Source organism: Noviherbaspirillum sp. (assembly GCF_036846085.1).
Classification (GTDB): Bacteria; Pseudomonadota; Gammaproteobacteria; order Burkholderiales; family Burkholderiaceae_D; genus Noviherbaspirillum.
Window position 1 is genome coordinate 1 of sequence record NZ_DAIUCO010000102.1, and the last position, 16,532, is coordinate 16,532.

Consider the following 16,532-nt stretch of genomic DNA (forward strand, 5'->3'; position numbering starts at 1 on the left):
CCATTGTCGTCGTCAACAAGATCGACCGGCCCGGCGCCCGGCCTGACTGGGTCATCAATGCAACATTTGAATTGTTCGACAAGCTCGGCGCGACCGAAGAGCAGCTTGATTTCCCCGTGGTGTACGCATCCGCACTGAACGGTTACGCGAGCCTCGATCCGACCAATCGCGAAGGCACGATGAAGCCGCTGTTTGATGCCGTGCTGGAGCACGTGCCGGTACGCGATGACGATCCGGACGGTCCGCTGCAATTGCAGATTTCCTCCCTCGATTATTCTTCCTACGTCGGCAAGATCGGCATCGGCCGCATCAGCCGCGGCCGCGTGAAGGCCTTGCAGGACGTGATCATTTTGAACGGCCCCGATTCGACGCCGATCAAGGCCCGCATCAACCAGGTACTGAAGTTCAAGGGTCTGGAGCGCGTCCTGGTCGACGAGGCGATCGCCGGCGACATCGTATTGATCAACGGCGTCGAGGAAGTCGGCATCGGGAGCACCGTCTGTGCGCCTGACGTGCCGGACGCATTGCCCATGCTGCGCGTCGACGAGCCGACACTGACGATGAATTTTCTGGTCAACAATTCGCCACTCGCAGGGCGCGAAGGCAAGTTCGTTACCAGCCGCCAGATCCGTGATCGTCTCGACCGCGAATTGAAGGCCAACGTGGCGTTGCGCGTGACCGATACCGGCGACGACACCACCTTTGAAGTCTCCGGCCGCGGCGAACTCCACCTCACCATCCTGCTCGAAAACATGCGCCGTGAAGGCTATGAACTGGCGGTATCCCGTCCGCGCGTGGTGTTCAAGGAGATTGACGGCGTCAAGCATGAGCCATACGAGATGCTGACCGTGGATGTGGAAGATTCCCACCAGGGCGGCGTGATGGAAGAACTCGGGCGTCGCCGTGGCGACCTCCAGAACATGGAACCGGACGGCAAGGGCCGTGTCCGCCTCGAATACCGTATCCCGGCCCGTGGCCTGATCGGTTTCCAGTCGGAGTTCATGACCCTGACGCGCGGCACCGGACTGATGAGCCACATTTTCGACGAATACTCCCCGGTCGATGCCAGCAAGCCGGAACTGGCGGGCCGTCGCAATGGCGTGCTGATTTCCCAGGATGACGGCGCGGCAGTGGCCTATGCATTGTGGAAGCTGCAGGACCGCGGACGCATGTTCGTCAGCCACAATGACCCGGTCTACGAAGGCATGATCATCGGTATTCACTCGCGTGACAACGACCTGGTGGTGAACCCGATCAAGGGCAAGCAGCTGACCAACGTCCGTGCCTCCGGTACCGATGAGGCGGTACGCCTGGTGCCGCCCATCCAGCTGACGCTGGAGTATGCGGTCGAGTTTATCGAGGACGATGAACTGGTCGAGATCACGCCAAAGAGCATCCGCCTGCGCAAGCGCTTCCTGAAAGAGCACGAGCGCAAGAAGGCATCGCGCGAAGCAGCATAATTCGCTTCTAGCGGTCCGTTAAGCGGACCGCCTGCGGCTGTCACAGCCCGGTCATCCTCGCGGACGCCGGGCTTGTTTTTTACGATGGCCGCATCGTGTTCCGGCAATCGATTCCGGCAAGCCAGTGTTTGCCGGAATCGAGGCGGCGAGCGAGCGTCGTCCCGCAAGGAACAGTTCGCCGGAACGAGGCTGCGCCCGTCGGCAAACCATCAAGAGTATTCTGTTCATTAATATGTCCATACTAAACACTCACCAGCGCGCCATCCTGCTGATGGTGTGCGCCCCGACGCTGTGGAGCATGGCAGGTGTCGTCACGCGGCACCTCGACGCCGCGCACGGCTTTGAAATCACTTTCTGGCGCAGTTTCTTTTCGGCTTTGTTCGTCGCCGGCGCACTGCTCTGGCAGCAGGGCGCAGAGCGCACCGCAGGCGCATTGCGGTCGCTAGGCCGGCTGGGCATCCTGTCCGGCATGATGTGGTGCGTGATGTTCGTTTGCTTCATGATCGCCCTCACCAAAACCACCGTCGCCAATACCCTCGTCGTACTCAGCATATCCCCGTTGCTGACCGCCTTCCTCGCATGGCTGCTGCTGAAGCAGGCCATCCCCGCGCGGACCTGGGCGGCAATTGCCGCCGCGGCCATCGGCATGATCTGGATGTTCAAGCCGGGTGTCACCGACATCAACGGCACTCATCTGACCGGCATGCTGATCGCGGTTGCGGTGCCGGTTGCGGCAGCGATCAACCTGATTGCGCTCAAGAAAGCCGGGCACGGCATCGATCTTATGCCGGCGGTCCTGCTCGGTAGCGTGTTTTCGGCGGCGCTCATGCTGCCGCTGGCGTGGCCGCTGCAGGCGTCCCTGCACGACATCGCGCTGATGGCGGCACTGGGCTTTTTTCAGCTCGGGTTGCCGTGCATGCTGATGGTGAAGGCGGCGAAATCCCTGTCGGCCCCGGAAGTGTCGCTGCTGGCCCTGCTGGAGGTGCTGCTCGGTCCGATCTGGGCATGGCTGGGCGCAGGGGAAGTGCCGGCGCGTGAAACCCTGATGGGCGGCGGGCTGGTGATGGCGGCGCTGATATTCAACGAGATCGCGGCGCTGCGGTCTTCCGCAAGCCGCCGCGCCGCGCCGGTTCCATCCTCCTGATCAGGCCACTGCCGGCTGGGAAGCCGGCACAGATTGCTGGCTTTTCAAGACGTCCGCGATCGCGCCGAACAACTGGTCGATCTGCGGCTTGTCGATGATCAGCGGCGGCGACAGGGCAATGATGTCGCCGGTGGTGCGGATCAGCACGTTCTTTTCCCAGAAGCATTTCAGGAAAACATCGAATGCCCGCGCAGTCGGCTTGCCGGGAATGCCTTCGAGTTCGATGCCGCATACCAGGCCGAGGTTGCGGACGTCTTTCACGTAGGGAAGCCCTTTCAGGCTATGTGCCGCGTCCTCGAAATAGGACGCCATGCCGGCGGCGCGGTCGAACAGCGCTTCTTCCCGGTACACCGCCATCGTTGCCAGCATGGCGGCGGACGCGAGAGGATGGCCGGTGTAGGTGTAGCCGTGGAAGAATTCAATTCCGTTCTCCGGCGCGGCATCCATGAAGGCATCATGGATGTCCTGGCGCACGATCACCGCCCCCATGGGGACCGCGGCATTGGTCAGGCCCTTGGCGCAAACGATCATGTCGGGCACCACGCCGAAGAAATCGGCGGCGAACGGCGCGCCGAGCCTGCCGAAGCCGGTAATGACCTCGTCGAAAATCAGCAGGATGCCGTACTTGTCGCAAATGGCGCGCAGCTTCTGCAAATAGCCCTTGGGCGGCAGGATCACACCGGTGGAGCCCTGGATGGGCTCGACGATGACGGCTGCCACGGTGGACGGATCATGCAGCGTCGTGAGGCGCTGTTCGAGTTCGTCGGCCATCTCGGCGCCATGTTCGGGCAAGCCGCGCGAGAACGCGTTCCGGCCGATATCCAGCGGATGGCGCAAATGGTCGACGCCGGCCAGAGTCGGGCCGAAATGCTTGCGGTTGCCGGCGATGCCGCCGACCGCGATACCGCCGAAGCCGACACCGTGATAGCCGCGTTCCCGGCCGATCAGGCGTGTACGGAGATTGTCGCCGCGTACGCGATGATAGGCGAGGGCGATCTTCAGCGCCGAGTCGACGCCTTCGGAACCGTCATTGCAAAAGAATACCCGGTTCAATCCTTCCGGCGCGATCGCGACCAGGGCGGTGGCGGCTTCAAAAACCTTTGGATGCCCCATCTGGAACAGCGGCGCGTAATCCATGGCGGCGGCCTGCTTCTGGATGGCGTCGACAATTTTCGGATGGCCATGGCCGGCGTTGACACACCATAATCCCGCCGTGCCGTCGAGAATCTTGCGGCCATCGTCCGACGTGTAATGCATGCCGGCGGCGGAGACCAGCATGCGGGGTTTGGATTTGAATTGCCGGTTGGCAGTGAAAGGCATCCAGAAATGATCGGTATTGGGCGTATTCGGCATGCGTCACCTGTTGTGTGGTTGAGCTAGTAATGTTAGTCCTTTTACGACCGTACCGGGTTGACGCCGGGCCGCATGGACAGCGGCATGGGACCCGGTGCCGGTAAAATAGCGGCTGATCCGCCATGCGGCCCGGCATTCCCGTTCCCGGCCAGCATGCTCCCTTTGATGGATATTCCCGCTTTGAATTCGCCAAAACTACCCTCCCGCCGTCTTTCCGTCGCACCAATGATGGATTGGACGGACCGCCATTGCCGCATGTTTCACCGGCAGATCACCCGCCATACCTGGCTGTACACCGAAATGGTGACCACCGGCGCATTGCTATACGGCGACGTTGCCCGCCATCTTGATTTCAACGAGGAAGAACACCCGGTCGCCCTGCAGCTCGGCGGCAGCGAGCCGGCCGACCTTGCCAAAAGCGCCAGGCTCGGCGAGCAGTGGGGATATGACGAGATCAACCTGAACTGCGGCTGCCCGTCGGAACGGGTGCAAAAAGGCGCGTTCGGCGCCTGCCTGATGGCCGAGCCGCAACTGGTCGCGGACTGCGTGAAGGCAATGCGCGATGCGGTGGCGATCGACGTGACCGTCAAGCACAGGATTGGCATCGGTAGATCCGAATCCTACGCATTCGTGCGCGACTTCGTCGGTACCGTGGCGCAGGCAGGATGCAATACCTTCATCGTGCATGCCAGGAATGCGATCCTCGAAGGACTCAGTCCGAAGGAGAACCGCGAAATTCCACCGCTCAAGCCGGAGTTTGCCTACCAGCTGAAGCGCGATTTTCCTCAACTTGAAATACTTATCAATGGCGGCATCAAGACCTTGCCGGAGATCGATACGCACCTGGAACATGTCGATGGCGTCATGCTGGGCAGGGAGGCGTATCACAATCCCTACCTGATGGCCGCCTTCGATTCCCGGTATTACGGCGACGATGCGCCGGTGAACACACGGCTGCAGGTGTTGCAGGCGATGCTGCCCTATATTCGCAGCCAGCTTGCGCGTCACGGCGCAGGGACGCCGGGTGGCGGCCTGCGTTTGAACAGCATTACCCGGCACATGCTGGGGCTGATGACCGGCATGCCGGGGGCACGCGTGTTCCGCCAGACCCTGTCGGATTCAAAGAAGCTGGCCGCCGGCGACGCGGACCTGTTGCTGCAGGCCTACCAGCGCATGCAGCCCATTGCGGCCTGATCAGTATTCATCATCGCACGCTTCCTTCCCCTGCCGGGGGAAGGAACGATAGAGCGGTCCCTCTTCACGCCGCCGCCGTGGTCGCCAACCATGGCGCATCTGGCGGTTCTGCGTTTTCGCGCGCCGCAATTTCCATGGCACGGACTCATCCCACCATCCCTCAACGTCCCCCTTGCTGATGGCATGAATGCTGCTAAATCTTCGGCTTCGACGGGGTAGTGCGCTTGCCCGCGCAGGCGCGTTCCCCTTGTGAAATCCAACTTTGCCATCGGAGAACGCATCATGCCTTTACGCAGCGGTAAATCGCAGGACGCAGTCAAGTCCAACATCAAGAAGCTGGTGCATGAGTACGAACATGAGGGCACCATCGGCAACAGCAAACCGGCCTCCAAGAAAAAGGCCGTCAAACAGGCTGTGGCCATCTCCCTGAAGAAAGCGGGCAAAAGCCGGTCGCAAAAGAAAACGACCAGCCACTGAGCGGTGCATCACTCCCGCTTGAACTCCGCATCGTTGAAATCAACAAGGAACAGACAAGGAATACGCATATGCCTACTGACAAACCAAGCTCCATGCCACCCCAGCATCAGGATCAGCAACCCGGCTCCGAAAAGGAAATGACGCCACGTCCGCAATCGACCGGAAAAGCGTACCGGGGAAGCGGCAAGCTTCAGGGCAAAGTCGCATTGATTACCGGCGCTGACAGCGGTATCGGGCGCGCGGCGGCCATCGCCTTCGCCAAGGAAGGCGCCAGCGTGGTCATCGCCTACCTGAACGAGCATGAGGACGCGAAAGAAACGCAGCGCCTGATCGAGGCCGAAGGACGCGAATGCGTCACCGTTCCCGGCGACATCGGCGAATCCGCGTTCTGCAACAAGCTGGTGGAGACGACGATATCGTCCTTCGGCAAACTCGATGTGCTGGTGAACAATGCCGCGCAGCAGTTCCCCCAGCAGAGCATCACGGATATCACCGACGAGCAGCTCGAGAAAACATTCCGCACCAACATCTTTTCAATGTTCTACCTGGTGCGCGCCGCCGTCCCGCATCTAAAGGAGGGCGCGAGGATCATCAACACCACCTCGGTGACCGCTTACCGCGGCAGCTCGCACCTGCTTGATTATTCCTCGACCAAGGGCGCAATCGTCGCCTTTACCCGATCGCTGTCGCAGCAGCTTGCGGAAAAGAAAATCCTGGTCAATGCGGTCGCTCCCGGACCGGTGTGGACACCGCTGATTCCGGCAACCTTCCCGCCGGATGCCGTGGCGCAGTTTGGCGGTAGCGTGCCGCTCGGCCGTCCCGGCCAGCCGGATGAAATCGCGCCGGCTTACGTGTTTCTGGCGTCGGAAGACAGTTCCTATATGACCGGCCAGGTGCTTCATCCGAACGGCGGCGAAATAGTGAACGCCTAACCGTGGCAAACCATTAAAGGAACGGGAAAAGGATGCGGGACGTGCCGGCTGCGGCTGCGTTCCGCATCCCTTCGATGAAAAGCCCGCTGGCAGAGGAAAACGACTGCCGGTATTCAATACTCCTTCAACCGGTTATACAGGGTCTTCAGGCTGATGCCGAGCGCTTCAGCCGTCAGCCGCTTGTTGCCGCTGTAGTGCTTCAACGTGGCGAGAATGATTTCTTTTTGCGCGTCGGCCAGCGGTGTGCCGACGAAAAAATTCAGGTAGCCGTCCTGCACCGTGGGTTTCTTGCTGGCGACATCCGAAATGCAATCTTCGATGTTCAGGGTATCGGTCGCCAGGATGAAGGCGCGCTGCACGACGTTCTTCAACTCGCGCACATTGCCAGGCCATGAGTAGGATCGCAACACCTCCAGCGAGCTGCGCGAGAATGTTTTCTGAGTATTCGCTTCCTCGTTGTGGATCTGCAGGAACTGCTGCGCCAGAAGTTCGATATCGGCGCCGCGTTCGCGCAGCGGAGGAATGCGTACCGGAAAGACCGCGAGCCGGTACATCAGGTCTTCACGCAGATGCCCATCTTTCACGGCGGACTCCAGATCGCGATTGGTCGCCGCGATCAGCCGCACATCGACATTCACTTCCTGGTCGCCCCCGACACGCGTAAACCTGCCGCATTCGAGGACACGCAGCAGCTTGACCTGCATGTCGACCGGCATCTCCGTGATCTCGTCCAGGAACAGCGTGCCACGCGATGCATGCTCGAAGTAACCGATGTGCTGGCGAACCGCTCCTGTGAAGCTGCCGCGCTCGTGCCCGAACAGCGCAGCCTCGATCAGGTGGGCCGGAATGGCGCCGCAATTGACGGCAACGAAAGTTTCGTCCTTGCGTGCGCTGACTTGATGAATCGCCTTGGCAATCAATTCCTTGCCGGTTCCGCTTTCGCCAACCAGCAATACCGTGGCGTCGGTGACCGCCACGCGTTCGACTTGCTGGTACAAGCGCTCCATGGTCGGAGAGAGACCGTACATGATGCCGAAGCGCTTTAACGATTGGTCTAGAGCCATGTGAATCGATGTGCTTTCTGCCGTATGCGGCGCCTGAAGAACGCCGCGCAAGAATGAGTGTGCAATGAGTGGGCTGATTGTTACATCACAGCTGGGAGAGCCGCTTGCGTTAGTTCAGTTCCTCAACATAAAGGAACGCACAACCTTGCATCGCGTGTTACACGATTGCGGTATGTCAGCACATTGGGGCAGCGCTCCAGAACTCAACCAGTTATGTGTTCAACATAGCGTATGGACGCCTGAAGTAAATACGATCCTGTTCATTTGAAAACCGGAAGGAGGGTTTCATTTCTAAAACAAACGCAGCCGCAAAAGCCCGTTTGATATTGCCAGGCAATTCAGGATAAATCTTCGGTGCAATCTTTTACCTGCTGCATGTAACGCTTACTGTGCAACTGTAATTTTTACGGTTTCCCACTCCGTTTCTGGCTGTTGCAAGTCGCTAAACGACACAATCGCCCCACCATTACCAATGAATGTTGCTGGCACACTTTCTGCGTTTGGGGTGACACCGACTTTTGCAAATAAGTTAAGAAACTTATCGCAATTGCTATGGTCAAGGTTTGAGCAAACATCACTTATCGAAAGGAATAATTATGAAATCACTTATCGGCGCATCTAAAGTTCTGGCAGTCACTGCAGTGTTGAGCCTGGCTGTTGTTGGTTGCGGTCAACGTGGTGCAGGCGATCAATCCGGCGCATCGAGCGGTGGCGGCACACCTGGCAGCGCACAAAGCTCGGGCGGATCAGGCAGCATGGGTTCATCCGGTGCAGGCGGTACAGGCGGCGCTACCGGCTCCGGCTCCAAGTGAAAGGTAACTCCATGAAAGCAATCGTCAACACCTCCAAGGTCGTTCTGGTGACCGCGTTAATGGGGTTGGCATTTGCTGGATGTAGTCGTGAAGGTTCGGAATCCGGTGGTAGTCCAAGTACCGGCGCCGCAGGTGGCGCCGGCGGTTCGACATCCACCCCGAGCAGCACGGCAAGCACACCCAGCACGCCAGCACCAAGCGCCAGCACACCATCAACCACCACGCCACCGGCCGATAGCAGCACGGCAGGTGCAGCCGGCAGCACGCCAAGCAGCGGCGCTGCAGGATCGACGGGTAGCACCGGTGCAGCGGGCGGCACGGGCACGACTGCCGGCGCATCACCAACGTCGCCTACTTCGCCGCCGAGCGCAACGGATGGCGGTTCTTCTGCCGGTGGTTCTGCAGGCAGCGCCGGAAGCACGGGAAGCACTCCCGGTTCTTCCGGATCGACACCGGGCTCCGGCTCGAGCTCAAGTGCAAGCCCATCGGAAGCCGGCACATCCGGTGGTACCAGCGGCTCGGCGGGTAGCGGCTCAACCGGCGGCAGCAGCGATACAAGCAGCCCGTCCGGCAGCACCAGCGGTGGCGCCTCGAGTTCCGGTTCGACCGGTTCGGGAAGCAGCTCCACCGATCCGAGTTCGTCATCGGGCAGCACGGGTGGCAGCTCCGCCGGCGGCAGTTCGTCTGGCGCGGGCGGTTCGTCGACCACCGGTTCAAGCGGTTCTACCGGCAGCACCACGTCGCCTGAGCCTAGCAGCTCTTCCGGTGGCGCATCCGGTTCGGGTACATCGAAGTAATCGGTGTTTTTACGCTTGACGGCAAACGTCAACGCTTCTTGCACTTCGATTGAGGGCAATCAATCGAAGCGGCCAGAGGATTTGGCGTTTGCCGATTGTGCTCATAGCATACCGTTGTAAGCTTATCCGGCAACCCTGCCTTCAACAGTCGATCGAATCGATCGCGGTGGGAGGCTGTTACCGATGGTCGTGATGCGGTCACGATAATTGGATGGGGTGTATCCGGGCCGGTGCACCAGAAAAGGACGATGAGAACATCGTCCACGGCAATACCGAATGATCGAATAATCGAATAATCGATGCTGCCATCGAAGCGGTATCGAAGCGTGCAACATATCGAAGCGTGCAACATAAGGGAGAGATGACATGGATTCCGATGCAGTCCATCGACATGCCGTGATTGGTACGAGCCGCCACAGCAGCTCCACCTCAAGCAATGCATCGTCACAGGTGAACCTTGCAGGTTTCCCGTGTTCCAACCCCCTGTGTACATTGAATGCGTATTCACGCCGCTTCCATTGGCGCGCATTTCAAACGCACCGTACGTCTCTTCAACCTGTTCCATGATGTCTTGACGTTTCTTTTCCCCATTTCAGGAAGGCGGCCCCATGCATGACCAGTCGCGCTGCATCCGGTACCGTCCACGACAAGGTTATCGATCGCATTGTCTGCGGTCGTCACCGAGGCTGGAAGAGGACGTTGAAATTTCCGGCAGCCAAGCGCAACAACCGGATGCGGCACCAGATTTCATCCACTGCCCAATATCAGACAGAGACTCCTAATATGCCCCATGTACTTATCGTCGACGACGATGCCAATACGCGTGAAGCGCTGATGGAAATAGCTTCGGCCGAAGGTTTTACCGCGGCAGTGGCCGGGAACATACGCGATGCGCAGATTCAGATCATGCGCCAGCGTCCCGACGTCGTGCTGATCGACCTGAAGCTGCCGGACGGCAGCGGAATGGACTTGTTCAATGACATCGAATCGCGGGCAACGACCGAAATCGTCTTGATCACCGGCCATGCCAGCGTTGAAACTGCAGTGGAGGCATTGCGCCTCGGCGCAGCCGACTATCTCACGAAGCCGATCAATTTCAAGCGCCTGAAAGGCTTGCTCTCACGCATTCCACGCACTGTCGACCTGAAAGAAGAAATCGGCGTGCTGCGCAGCGAGCTGCGACGGCTCGGTCATTTCGGGCAAATGCTTGGTGCCGCGCCGGTCATGCAGAAGCTGTACAACCATATCGGCCGCGTCGCACCGACAGAAGCGACCGTATTGCTGCTGGGCGAGAGCGGAACCGGTAAGGAACTGGCGGCGCAAACCATTCATGATCTCAGTCTGCGCAGCAAGCATCCCTTTTTGCCCGTTAACTGCGGTGCGATTTCTCCGCAATTGATCGAAAGCGAAATCTTCGGCCATGAGAAGGGCAGTTTCACCGGGGCGGATCGCCAGCATAAAGGCTACTTCGAACGCGCCAACGGCGGTACGCTTTTCCTGGATGAAATTACTGAGATGCCGGTCGAGTTGCAGGTAAAGCTTCTGCGCGTCCTGGAGACCGGATCGTTCATGCGCATCGGCAGCAACCAGGAACTGGACACGGATGTGCGGGTGGTTGCCGCCAGCAACCGCGACCCCGAAGCGGCAGTGGCAGAAGGCAAGCTCCGACTGGACCTTTACCACCGTCTCAATGTATTCCCTCTGCGGATTCCGCCATTGCGCGAACGCGGCGCGGATGTCCAGCTGCTGGCAGAGCATTTCCTGGCCGAGATGAATGCGGCACATGGCACCAACAAAGTGTTGTCGCCAGACGGACTGGATTGCCTCGCCAATTATCACTGGCCCGGAAACGTGCGCGAGCTGCGCAATTACATGCAGCGTGCATTCATTCTTTCCGACGATGTGCTGGACGCGGCGGCGCTCGCACCGGTCATCACAACCCAGTCTCCGGTCGGGTTGACGCTCTCCATCCCGGTGGGAACGTCGCTTGCGGATGTCGACCGCAAGTTGATCTATGCGACGCTGGAGTTGTGCGGGGGAGTGAAGAAGCGGGCGGCGGATATTCTCGGGATCAGCTTGAAGACGTTGTATAACCGGCTGGAGGAGTATGGGCCGTATGAGGAGCCGCCCAAGAAAGATGATGCCAGTTTCCATAGCAGTGATTCGTACCACTGAGTTGGAGCATTGATGTGTAACTTCTTCGGTGATGCATCAGCCTGTCATGCCCGCTAAACGGTACCGGTTTGCAAGCCGGTACGTGCGCTGCCAGAGGGGAATCAGGGCGACGGAGTGCCTCCGGTAGTGCAACGCTTTCCTTTCTTCGAAGTGCCTAGCCGGGACTGGCCCCGGCGGGCCACTTACTTTTCTTGTCTCGCCAATAAAAGTAAGCAAAAGAAGGCGACCCCCAGTCGACGCCTGCTTCGCAGGTTCCCAAAAGTGGAAGTACTGAAACGGGAAGCGAAATAAACTCGCCTTCGGCCCAGACAAATTTCGCTTCTTTATCCGTTTCAGTACTTCCACTTTTGGCGTCGCCAGAAGGGGGAACTTCTAAAACCCATCCCCACCCTGGTCCTCCCCTTGAGGGGAGGGAATTATCTGTCCTTTACTTTGTGACCGTGAGCGGAAGAAGTATGGCCGTTTGTCTCTACTTGCCGGCATTCGCAAAGTAAGTTGCAGGGGACGCCATTGTCTTCAAGCAGCCCCCGGCGGGGGATCAGGGTAAGAATGGGTTGGCAGTTCATCTGTCCGATGCGCCGTCGGGCAGAATGCAAAGCCACAGCGGATGCTTGGCTTTGCATTTTGAAGGTACTTATTCGTCCCGTACCACCATCGTATCAATCACCACAATCAATTCCTCCGGCGCGACCGGCTTGGTAACGTGCATCTGGAAGCCAGCGGTGAGGGCGCGTATGCGGTCTTCGCGCTGTGCGAAGGCGGTGAGTGCGAGAGCGGGGAGGCGGTGCAGGGGGAGTGTGCCGTCGGCTGCTTTCCATGCCCTGATCCTGCGCAGTACCGCATAGCCGTCTTCCCCGGGCATGGCGATGTCGCAGACGAGTACGTCCGGATATTCATCTGCGGAAAGCGTCGGCAGCCATGTCATGACGCCTTTCGCCGATTCGGCGGCGAATACCTTCGCGCCGGCATTGGTGAGGACAATGGTGAGTGATTCTCGTGCTTCCTCCTGGTCGTCCACGAGTAATACGCGCAGTCCATTCAGCGATGGCAGCGGCACGCCATTGTCGATGCCGTCTTCGCAGTGCACCGCCGGGGTGTATTTGGCGCTTGGCGCGCGCAGGGGGAAGGAGACCGAGAAGGTGGTGCCCTTGTTTTCGCCTTCGCTTTCGGCGCTGACCTTGCCGCCATGCAGTTCGATCAGATGCCGCACCAGGAACAGACCCAGTCCCAGGCCGCTGTGGTCGCGCGTGCTGGATGTGTCTTCCTGGCTGAAGCGGTTGAACAGGTGCGGAAGGAAGTCCGGCGATACGCCGATGCCGTTGTCGCGGATGGTCACGACGATGCTGCTGCCGGACTGCGTGGCGGAGAGCCAGATGTTACCGTGGTCGGGCGTGAACTTGATCGCGTTCGAGAGCAGGTTCCATAAAATCTGCTGTACCCGGTCGGAGTCGCCCTCGATCTGTTCGTTGTTGATGCCGTACGTGCAATGCAGCTCGATATGCTTGGCCGTCGCATGCGCACGCACGCTTTCGACCGCAGCCTGCACGACCGGAAGCAGGGCGAGCGGTTGCTTCACCAGGCGCAGTTTGCCGCTCATCATGCGTGTGACGTCCAGCAAATCCTCGATCAGGCGCACCTGCTGTCCGACACCGGTCTTGATACCCTGGAGCGCGCGCTGCGCGAGCGGCGCGCTGCTGGCTTCCTTTACATAATTTTCCAGTACATGCGCCCAGCTCTGGATGCCGTTGAGCGGTGCGCGCAGTTCGTGGGAAACAATGGCCAGGAATTCGTCGCGCGCCCGCGCAGCCGTTTCGGCCTGGATGCGTGCGGTACGTTCCCGCGCCAGCAGTTCGTCGCGCTCCTTTTCCGCACGGGCGCGGTCGGTCACATCGTAGGCGATGCTGATCACCGATTCGATCTTGCCATTCAGGCTGATTTCAGGAATTACCCGTCCCGAAAAATAACGCATCTGGCCATTGATGTTGTGGTCGAAGTCGAGCCGCTGCTCGCTGCCGGTAGCGAAGGCGGCGCGTGCGGCACTATCCCAGGCATCGACGACGCTTGCCGGTAAGCCGAGTTCGGCCTTGGTTTTCCCGAGGTAAGCGGATGCGGGCAGCGTCGACAGTTTCTCGATCGCGGGGTTCACATACAAATGGCGCAGGCCGCGGTCGAGACGGGCGATGATGTCGGAGGAATTTTCCACCATCGTCTTGAATTCGACTTCGTGCCCAACGGGCTCGGCGATGTGGCGTGTATTGGTGCCGTGGGACGTGCCGTTGTTCGGCGCGTCGGGATGGTGATGCGTGCGGTTGGCTTTTCCGTTTTCATGGACCGTGGGATAGGGCGGTTCTGCCAATATCGAGGCGACCGGTCCGCCCAGGGCTGCAGCCATTGCCGGCTTGATCCCCGCGCTTGATGCATCGTTGCGGGCCGAGCGTCGTTTCATGCCGCTGCCCCGTATGGCACATTCCGCATCGCCTTGGGTTGCTTCGCAGCGCCGAGGGTAGTGGTGATGAAGAAAGCGGTGTGCAGATGTCGATGGTTATTCATTGCAAATGTCGGAAAATTGACCGCACGCGGCTACCCGCAACGCCCCTGCGCGTCTGGACAGGTTGCTTGCCGATGATAGCCGCATGATCTTTCCCGCTTGATAGATGTACCGTTCAGGCAGTCTTGGTGCTGACCGGATTCGCCTGCACCTGCCGCTGCACGCCGGCGATGAATTCGCTGAATTGCTCCGCAATCGCCGGATGCTTCAATGCGAAATTCACCGATGCTTCCAGGTAGCCCAGCTTGGAGCCGCAGTCATAGCGATGACCCTTGAATTCATAGGCAAGCACGGGATCGACTTTCAGCAGCGAAGCGATGGCATCGGTCAGCTGGATTTCCCCGCCGGTTCCAGGCTGGATGCGTTCGAGGTGATCGAAAATTTCCGGTGTGAAGACATAGCGGCCGACCACACCCAGCGTCGACGGTGCATGCTCCGGCTGTGGCTTCTCGACGATATCCGCAATGCGATGAATACGTACACCCATTGATTGCGGGCGTACGATCCCGTATTGGTATGTCTGGTCCAGTGGAACGGTCTGCACTCCTACCACGGAGCTTGCGTGCTGTTCGTACAGATCGATCATCTGCTTCAGGACCGGGACTTCGGCATCGATCAGGTCGTCGGCAAGCACGACGGCGAACGGCTCGTCGCCTACCAGCGGCTTCGCGCACAGCACCGCATGGCCCAAGCCGAGCGCTTCGCTCTGGCGAACATAGGAGTAATGCAGGTTGTCCGGGAGAAGAGTCTGTATTTCCTTCAGCAACTTCAGCTTGCCGTGCGAAGCCAGTTCGGCTTCCAATTCATATGCCTTATCGAAATGATCTTCGATGGAGCGCTTGCCGCGCCCGGTGACGAAAATCATCTCGGTAATCCCTGCGGCCGCGGCTTCCTCGACCGCGTATTGAATAAGAGGCTTATCAACGATAGGCAGCATTTCTTTCGGCGAAGCTTTCGTGGCAGGCAAAAAACGTGTGCCCAAGCCGGCGACAGGAAATACTGCTTTACGAATTTTAGTCATTTGTGATCTCTCTTAAGTCTGTGGGTTCACCAATCCGGCAACCATGATTCGGGTAACGATTACACCGATCTACCAGTTTTTACATGCTGGTCGGCCATGAACCGGCAGGCATCGGGCGCCGCTTGCAGCGCTTGACGCTTGGTGCAAGGAGCGCGGCATGCCAATGGCTATCGCTACTAGGTGCGTACATAAGCATGAAGCGTACCGGCGTCACGATAACTGCGCTGCATCAGCATATGGGTACGGAAGGCTTTGACGAAGATCATCCTGATTCAATGACCAATCCGTATAGTGAATAGACCCTAGGGGCGACAGCATGGTGCACTGCCTGCATCTGGCGCCCGGAATCAGTGCCCGATGCCGTCGAGGAACAGCCGCGCATCGCAGCCTTATAAAAACTATTTTGAATCGAGGAACCGGTTTGAAACGTCCAAGCACATAAGTCGCTGTCCCTACGGTGCGTGCCGGCACCTTGTCGTCCTTCGCCGGCATGAAGCCCCTGTCGTCGTTTTGCCTCACATCGCCGCTGTTCATTCGCCGGCTCTGACCATTGCGAAACGGAAATGAATTCTCCGCAAGCGCATCAGGCAATGTTTCATCAACGATCGGCATCAATCTTGCATCAGTACGCAGGTTGCGTTGCATGTTTTGCTAGAAAAAATATTATCTTTGTGAACGACTTCGCGAGGAGGCAGAAAAGAAGGGGAAGGCAACAGCACGCTGTTCGTGCCGCGGCCAACGAAATGCAGCATTACTAACCTTAACGCGAAATATGAAGAAATGACGATCGATGCTTCCATCACATTAGAAAGCCGCCGCGAGCCGCGAGGCAATGGAAGCGCGCATCGGATGAACCGCCAGCGGCGATTGCACCTTCATGCGAATGCATGCACGCATCCGCACCAGGCGTCGCACTATCCACACTCCCTGATGCGTCCGGTTCGCAACGCATCGGATTCCGCTCCAGATCACCCGCACAACGATCAGCGCCCGCGTCATCTCCGACGCGCCGCGGTCCTGCGCCATGCGCAGTGTGTCGTCGGAAAAAAATGCTGCTCGCACCCGTGCACCGCTCTCGCAAGGCAGGTCGCCGGTCCGACACGCATTTCCGCATTTTCAATCACCCTACACGCCATCAAGGCAAGGAGATAGCATGGCTTCAGCAATTATCGTTTTTTCGCATCTGCGCTGGGATTTCGTCTATCAGCGCCCGCAGCATCTGTTGTCGCGCCTGGCGCAGCATTATCCGGTCGTCTTTATCGAGGAGCCGCTGCATCATGACACCGACACCTTCATGAAAACCTATTCGCCGGGACCCAACATCCTCGTATGCCAGCCGCATACCCCGGTGAACATGCCAGGCTTTCATGACGATCACCTCCCGCATCTGCAAAAGCTGACCCGCCAGCTGGTGCGCGACTATCCCGACCATATCGCATGGTTCTACACGCCGATGGCGCTGCCGCTTCTGCAGGAACTGAAGCCCCGTCTCGTCGTGTATGACTGCATGGATGAGCTTGCCTCTTTCAAGAACGCACCCAAGCAGCTTCTGCAG

The 16,532-nt window shown here is 59.1% G+C and carries 14 protein-coding genes and 1 pseudogene; 8 read left to right on the forward strand and 7 right to left on the reverse strand.

All coding sequences use genetic code 11. The features are described from left to right. Window positions 1–1,460, forward strand: a 1,460-nt coding sequence (locus V7080_RS13205; RefSeq protein ID WP_334188855.1) for an EF-Tu/IF-2/RF-3 family GTPase, incomplete at its 5' end; no start/stop codon positions are given. A 232-nt stretch (window positions 1,461–1,692) separates the two neighbouring features. After that, window positions 1,693–2,604, forward strand: coding sequence for a DMT family transporter (locus V7080_RS13210; RefSeq protein ID WP_334188856.1), 912 nt, complete (start codon window positions 1,693–1,695; stop codon window positions 2,602–2,604). Here V7080_RS13210 and V7080_RS13215 read toward each other — a convergent pair whose 3' ends face one another. Next, entirely contained in the window at window positions 2,605–3,957 is a 1,353-nt protein-coding gene (locus tag V7080_RS13215; RefSeq protein ID WP_334188857.1) for an aspartate aminotransferase family protein, read from the reverse strand. A gap of 165 nt (window positions 3,958–4,122) precedes the next feature. Between V7080_RS13215 and dusA the strand changes: the two genes are divergently transcribed. The 3 genes from dusA to V7080_RS13230 all read left to right on the forward strand — a co-directional run bounded on the left by dusA (window position 4,123) and on the right by V7080_RS13230 (window position 6,560). Further along, complete coding sequence (dusA, locus tag V7080_RS13220; RefSeq protein ID WP_334188868.1) at window positions 4,123–5,151, forward strand: tRNA dihydrouridine(20/20a) synthase DusA; 1,029 nt, start codon at window positions 4,123–4,125, stop codon at window positions 5,149–5,151. Between the two features lie 282 nt (window positions 5,152–5,433). Next, window positions 5,434–5,628: a hypothetical protein gene (locus V7080_RS13225; protein WP_334188858.1), complete on the forward strand. Its 195-nt coding sequence runs from the start codon at window positions 5,434–5,436 to the stop codon at window positions 5,626–5,628. Between the two features lie 68 nt (window positions 5,629–5,696). Then, window positions 5,697–6,560 (forward strand): SDR family oxidoreductase, encoded by an 864-nt coding sequence (locus V7080_RS13230; RefSeq protein WP_334188859.1) that lies wholly within the window; start codon window positions 5,697–5,699, stop codon window positions 6,558–6,560. 113 nt (window positions 6,561–6,673) lie between these two features. Here V7080_RS13230 and V7080_RS13235 read toward each other — a convergent pair whose 3' ends face one another. Then, entirely contained in the window at window positions 6,674–7,624 is a 951-nt protein-coding gene (locus V7080_RS13235) for a sigma-54 interaction domain-containing protein (protein ID WP_334188860.1), read from the reverse strand. A gap of 596 nt (window positions 7,625–8,220) precedes the next feature. Between V7080_RS13235 and V7080_RS13240 the strand changes: the two genes are divergently transcribed. Continuing rightward, on the forward strand, window positions 8,221–8,436 hold the full coding sequence (locus V7080_RS13240; RefSeq protein WP_334188861.1) for a hypothetical protein: 216 nt from the start codon (window positions 8,221–8,223) through the stop codon (window positions 8,434–8,436). Here the strand turns inward: V7080_RS13240 and V7080_RS13245 are convergent. Further along, complete coding sequence (locus V7080_RS13245; RefSeq protein ID WP_334188862.1) at window positions 8,414–9,292, reverse strand: hypothetical protein; 879 nt, start codon at window positions 9,290–9,292, stop codon at window positions 8,414–8,416. The genes V7080_RS13240 and V7080_RS13245 overlap by 23 nt on opposite strands. Window positions 9,293–10,016: 724 nt before the next feature. On the opposite strand from V7080_RS13245, the gene V7080_RS13250 reads away from it, so the two are divergent. After that, a complete protein-coding gene (locus tag V7080_RS13250; RefSeq protein WP_334188863.1) occupies window positions 10,017–11,408 on the forward strand; it encodes a sigma-54-dependent transcriptional regulator in 1,392 nt (463 codons plus the stop codon). A 634-nt stretch (window positions 11,409–12,042) separates the two neighbouring features. Here V7080_RS13250 and V7080_RS13255 read toward each other — a convergent pair. The 4 genes from V7080_RS13255 to V7080_RS13270 all read right to left on the reverse strand — a co-directional run bounded on the left by V7080_RS13255 (window position 12,043) and on the right by V7080_RS13270 (window position 16,003). After that, a complete protein-coding gene (locus V7080_RS13255; protein WP_334188864.1) occupies window positions 12,043–13,854 on the reverse strand; it encodes a hybrid sensor histidine kinase/response regulator in 1,812 nt (603 codons plus the stop codon). Between the two features lie 217 nt (window positions 13,855–14,071). Next, on the reverse strand, window positions 14,072–14,977 hold the full coding sequence (galU, locus tag V7080_RS13260) for a UTP--glucose-1-phosphate uridylyltransferase GalU (RefSeq protein ID WP_334188865.1): 906 nt from the start codon (window positions 14,975–14,977) through the stop codon (window positions 14,072–14,074). A gap of 210 nt (window positions 14,978–15,187) precedes the next feature. Next, window positions 15,188–15,622, reverse strand: a complete 435-nt coding sequence (locus V7080_RS13265) for a hypothetical protein (protein WP_334188866.1) — start codon at window positions 15,620–15,622, stop codon at window positions 15,188–15,190. A 159-nt stretch (window positions 15,623–15,781) separates the two neighbouring features. After that, a complete protein-coding gene (locus tag V7080_RS13270; RefSeq protein WP_334188867.1) occupies window positions 15,782–16,003 on the reverse strand; it encodes a hypothetical protein in 222 nt (73 codons plus the stop codon). A gap of 127 nt (window positions 16,004–16,130) precedes the next feature. Here V7080_RS13270 and V7080_RS13275 point away from each other — a divergent pair. Next, window positions 16,131–16,532, forward strand: a pseudogene (locus V7080_RS13275) (FAD-dependent oxidoreductase); the annotation flags it as partial.

Coding starts and splice junctions, on each gene's coding strand:
- V7080_RS13210 (WP_334188856.1), top strand. CDS start 1,693: ATGTCCATACTAAACACTCACCAGCGCGCCATCCTGCTGATGGTGTGC.
- V7080_RS13215 (WP_334188857.1), bottom strand. CDS start 3,957: ATGCCGAATACGCCCAATACCGATCATTTCTGGATGCCTTTCACTGCC.
- dusA (WP_334188868.1), top strand. CDS start 4,123: ATGGATATTCCCGCTTTGAATTCGCCAAAACTACCCTCCCGCCGTCTT.
- V7080_RS13225 (WP_334188858.1), top strand. CDS start 5,434: ATGCCTTTACGCAGCGGTAAATCGCAGGACGCAGTCAAGTCCAACATC.
- V7080_RS13230 (WP_334188859.1), top strand. CDS start 5,697: ATGCCTACTGACAAACCAAGCTCCATGCCACCCCAGCATCAGGATCAG.
- V7080_RS13235 (WP_334188860.1), bottom strand. CDS start 7,624: ATGGCTCTAGACCAATCGTTAAAGCGCTTCGGCATCATGTACGGTCTC.
- V7080_RS13240 (WP_334188861.1), top strand. CDS start 8,221: ATGAAATCACTTATCGGCGCATCTAAAGTTCTGGCAGTCACTGCAGTG.
- V7080_RS13250 (WP_334188863.1), top strand. CDS start 10,017: ATGCCCCATGTACTTATCGTCGACGACGATGCCAATACGCGTGAAGCG.
- V7080_RS13255 (WP_334188864.1), bottom strand. CDS start 13,854: ATGAAACGACGCTCGGCCCGCAACGATGCATCAAGCGCGGGGATCAAG.
- galU (WP_334188865.1), bottom strand. CDS start 14,977: ATGACTAAAATTCGTAAAGCAGTATTTCCTGTCGCCGGCTTGGGCACA.
- V7080_RS13265 (WP_334188866.1), bottom strand. CDS start 15,622: ATGCAACGCAACCTGCGTACTGATGCAAGATTGATGCCGATCGTTGAT.
- V7080_RS13270 (WP_334188867.1), bottom strand. CDS start 16,003: ATGGCGCAGGACCGCGGCGCGTCGGAGATGACGCGGGCGCTGATCGTT.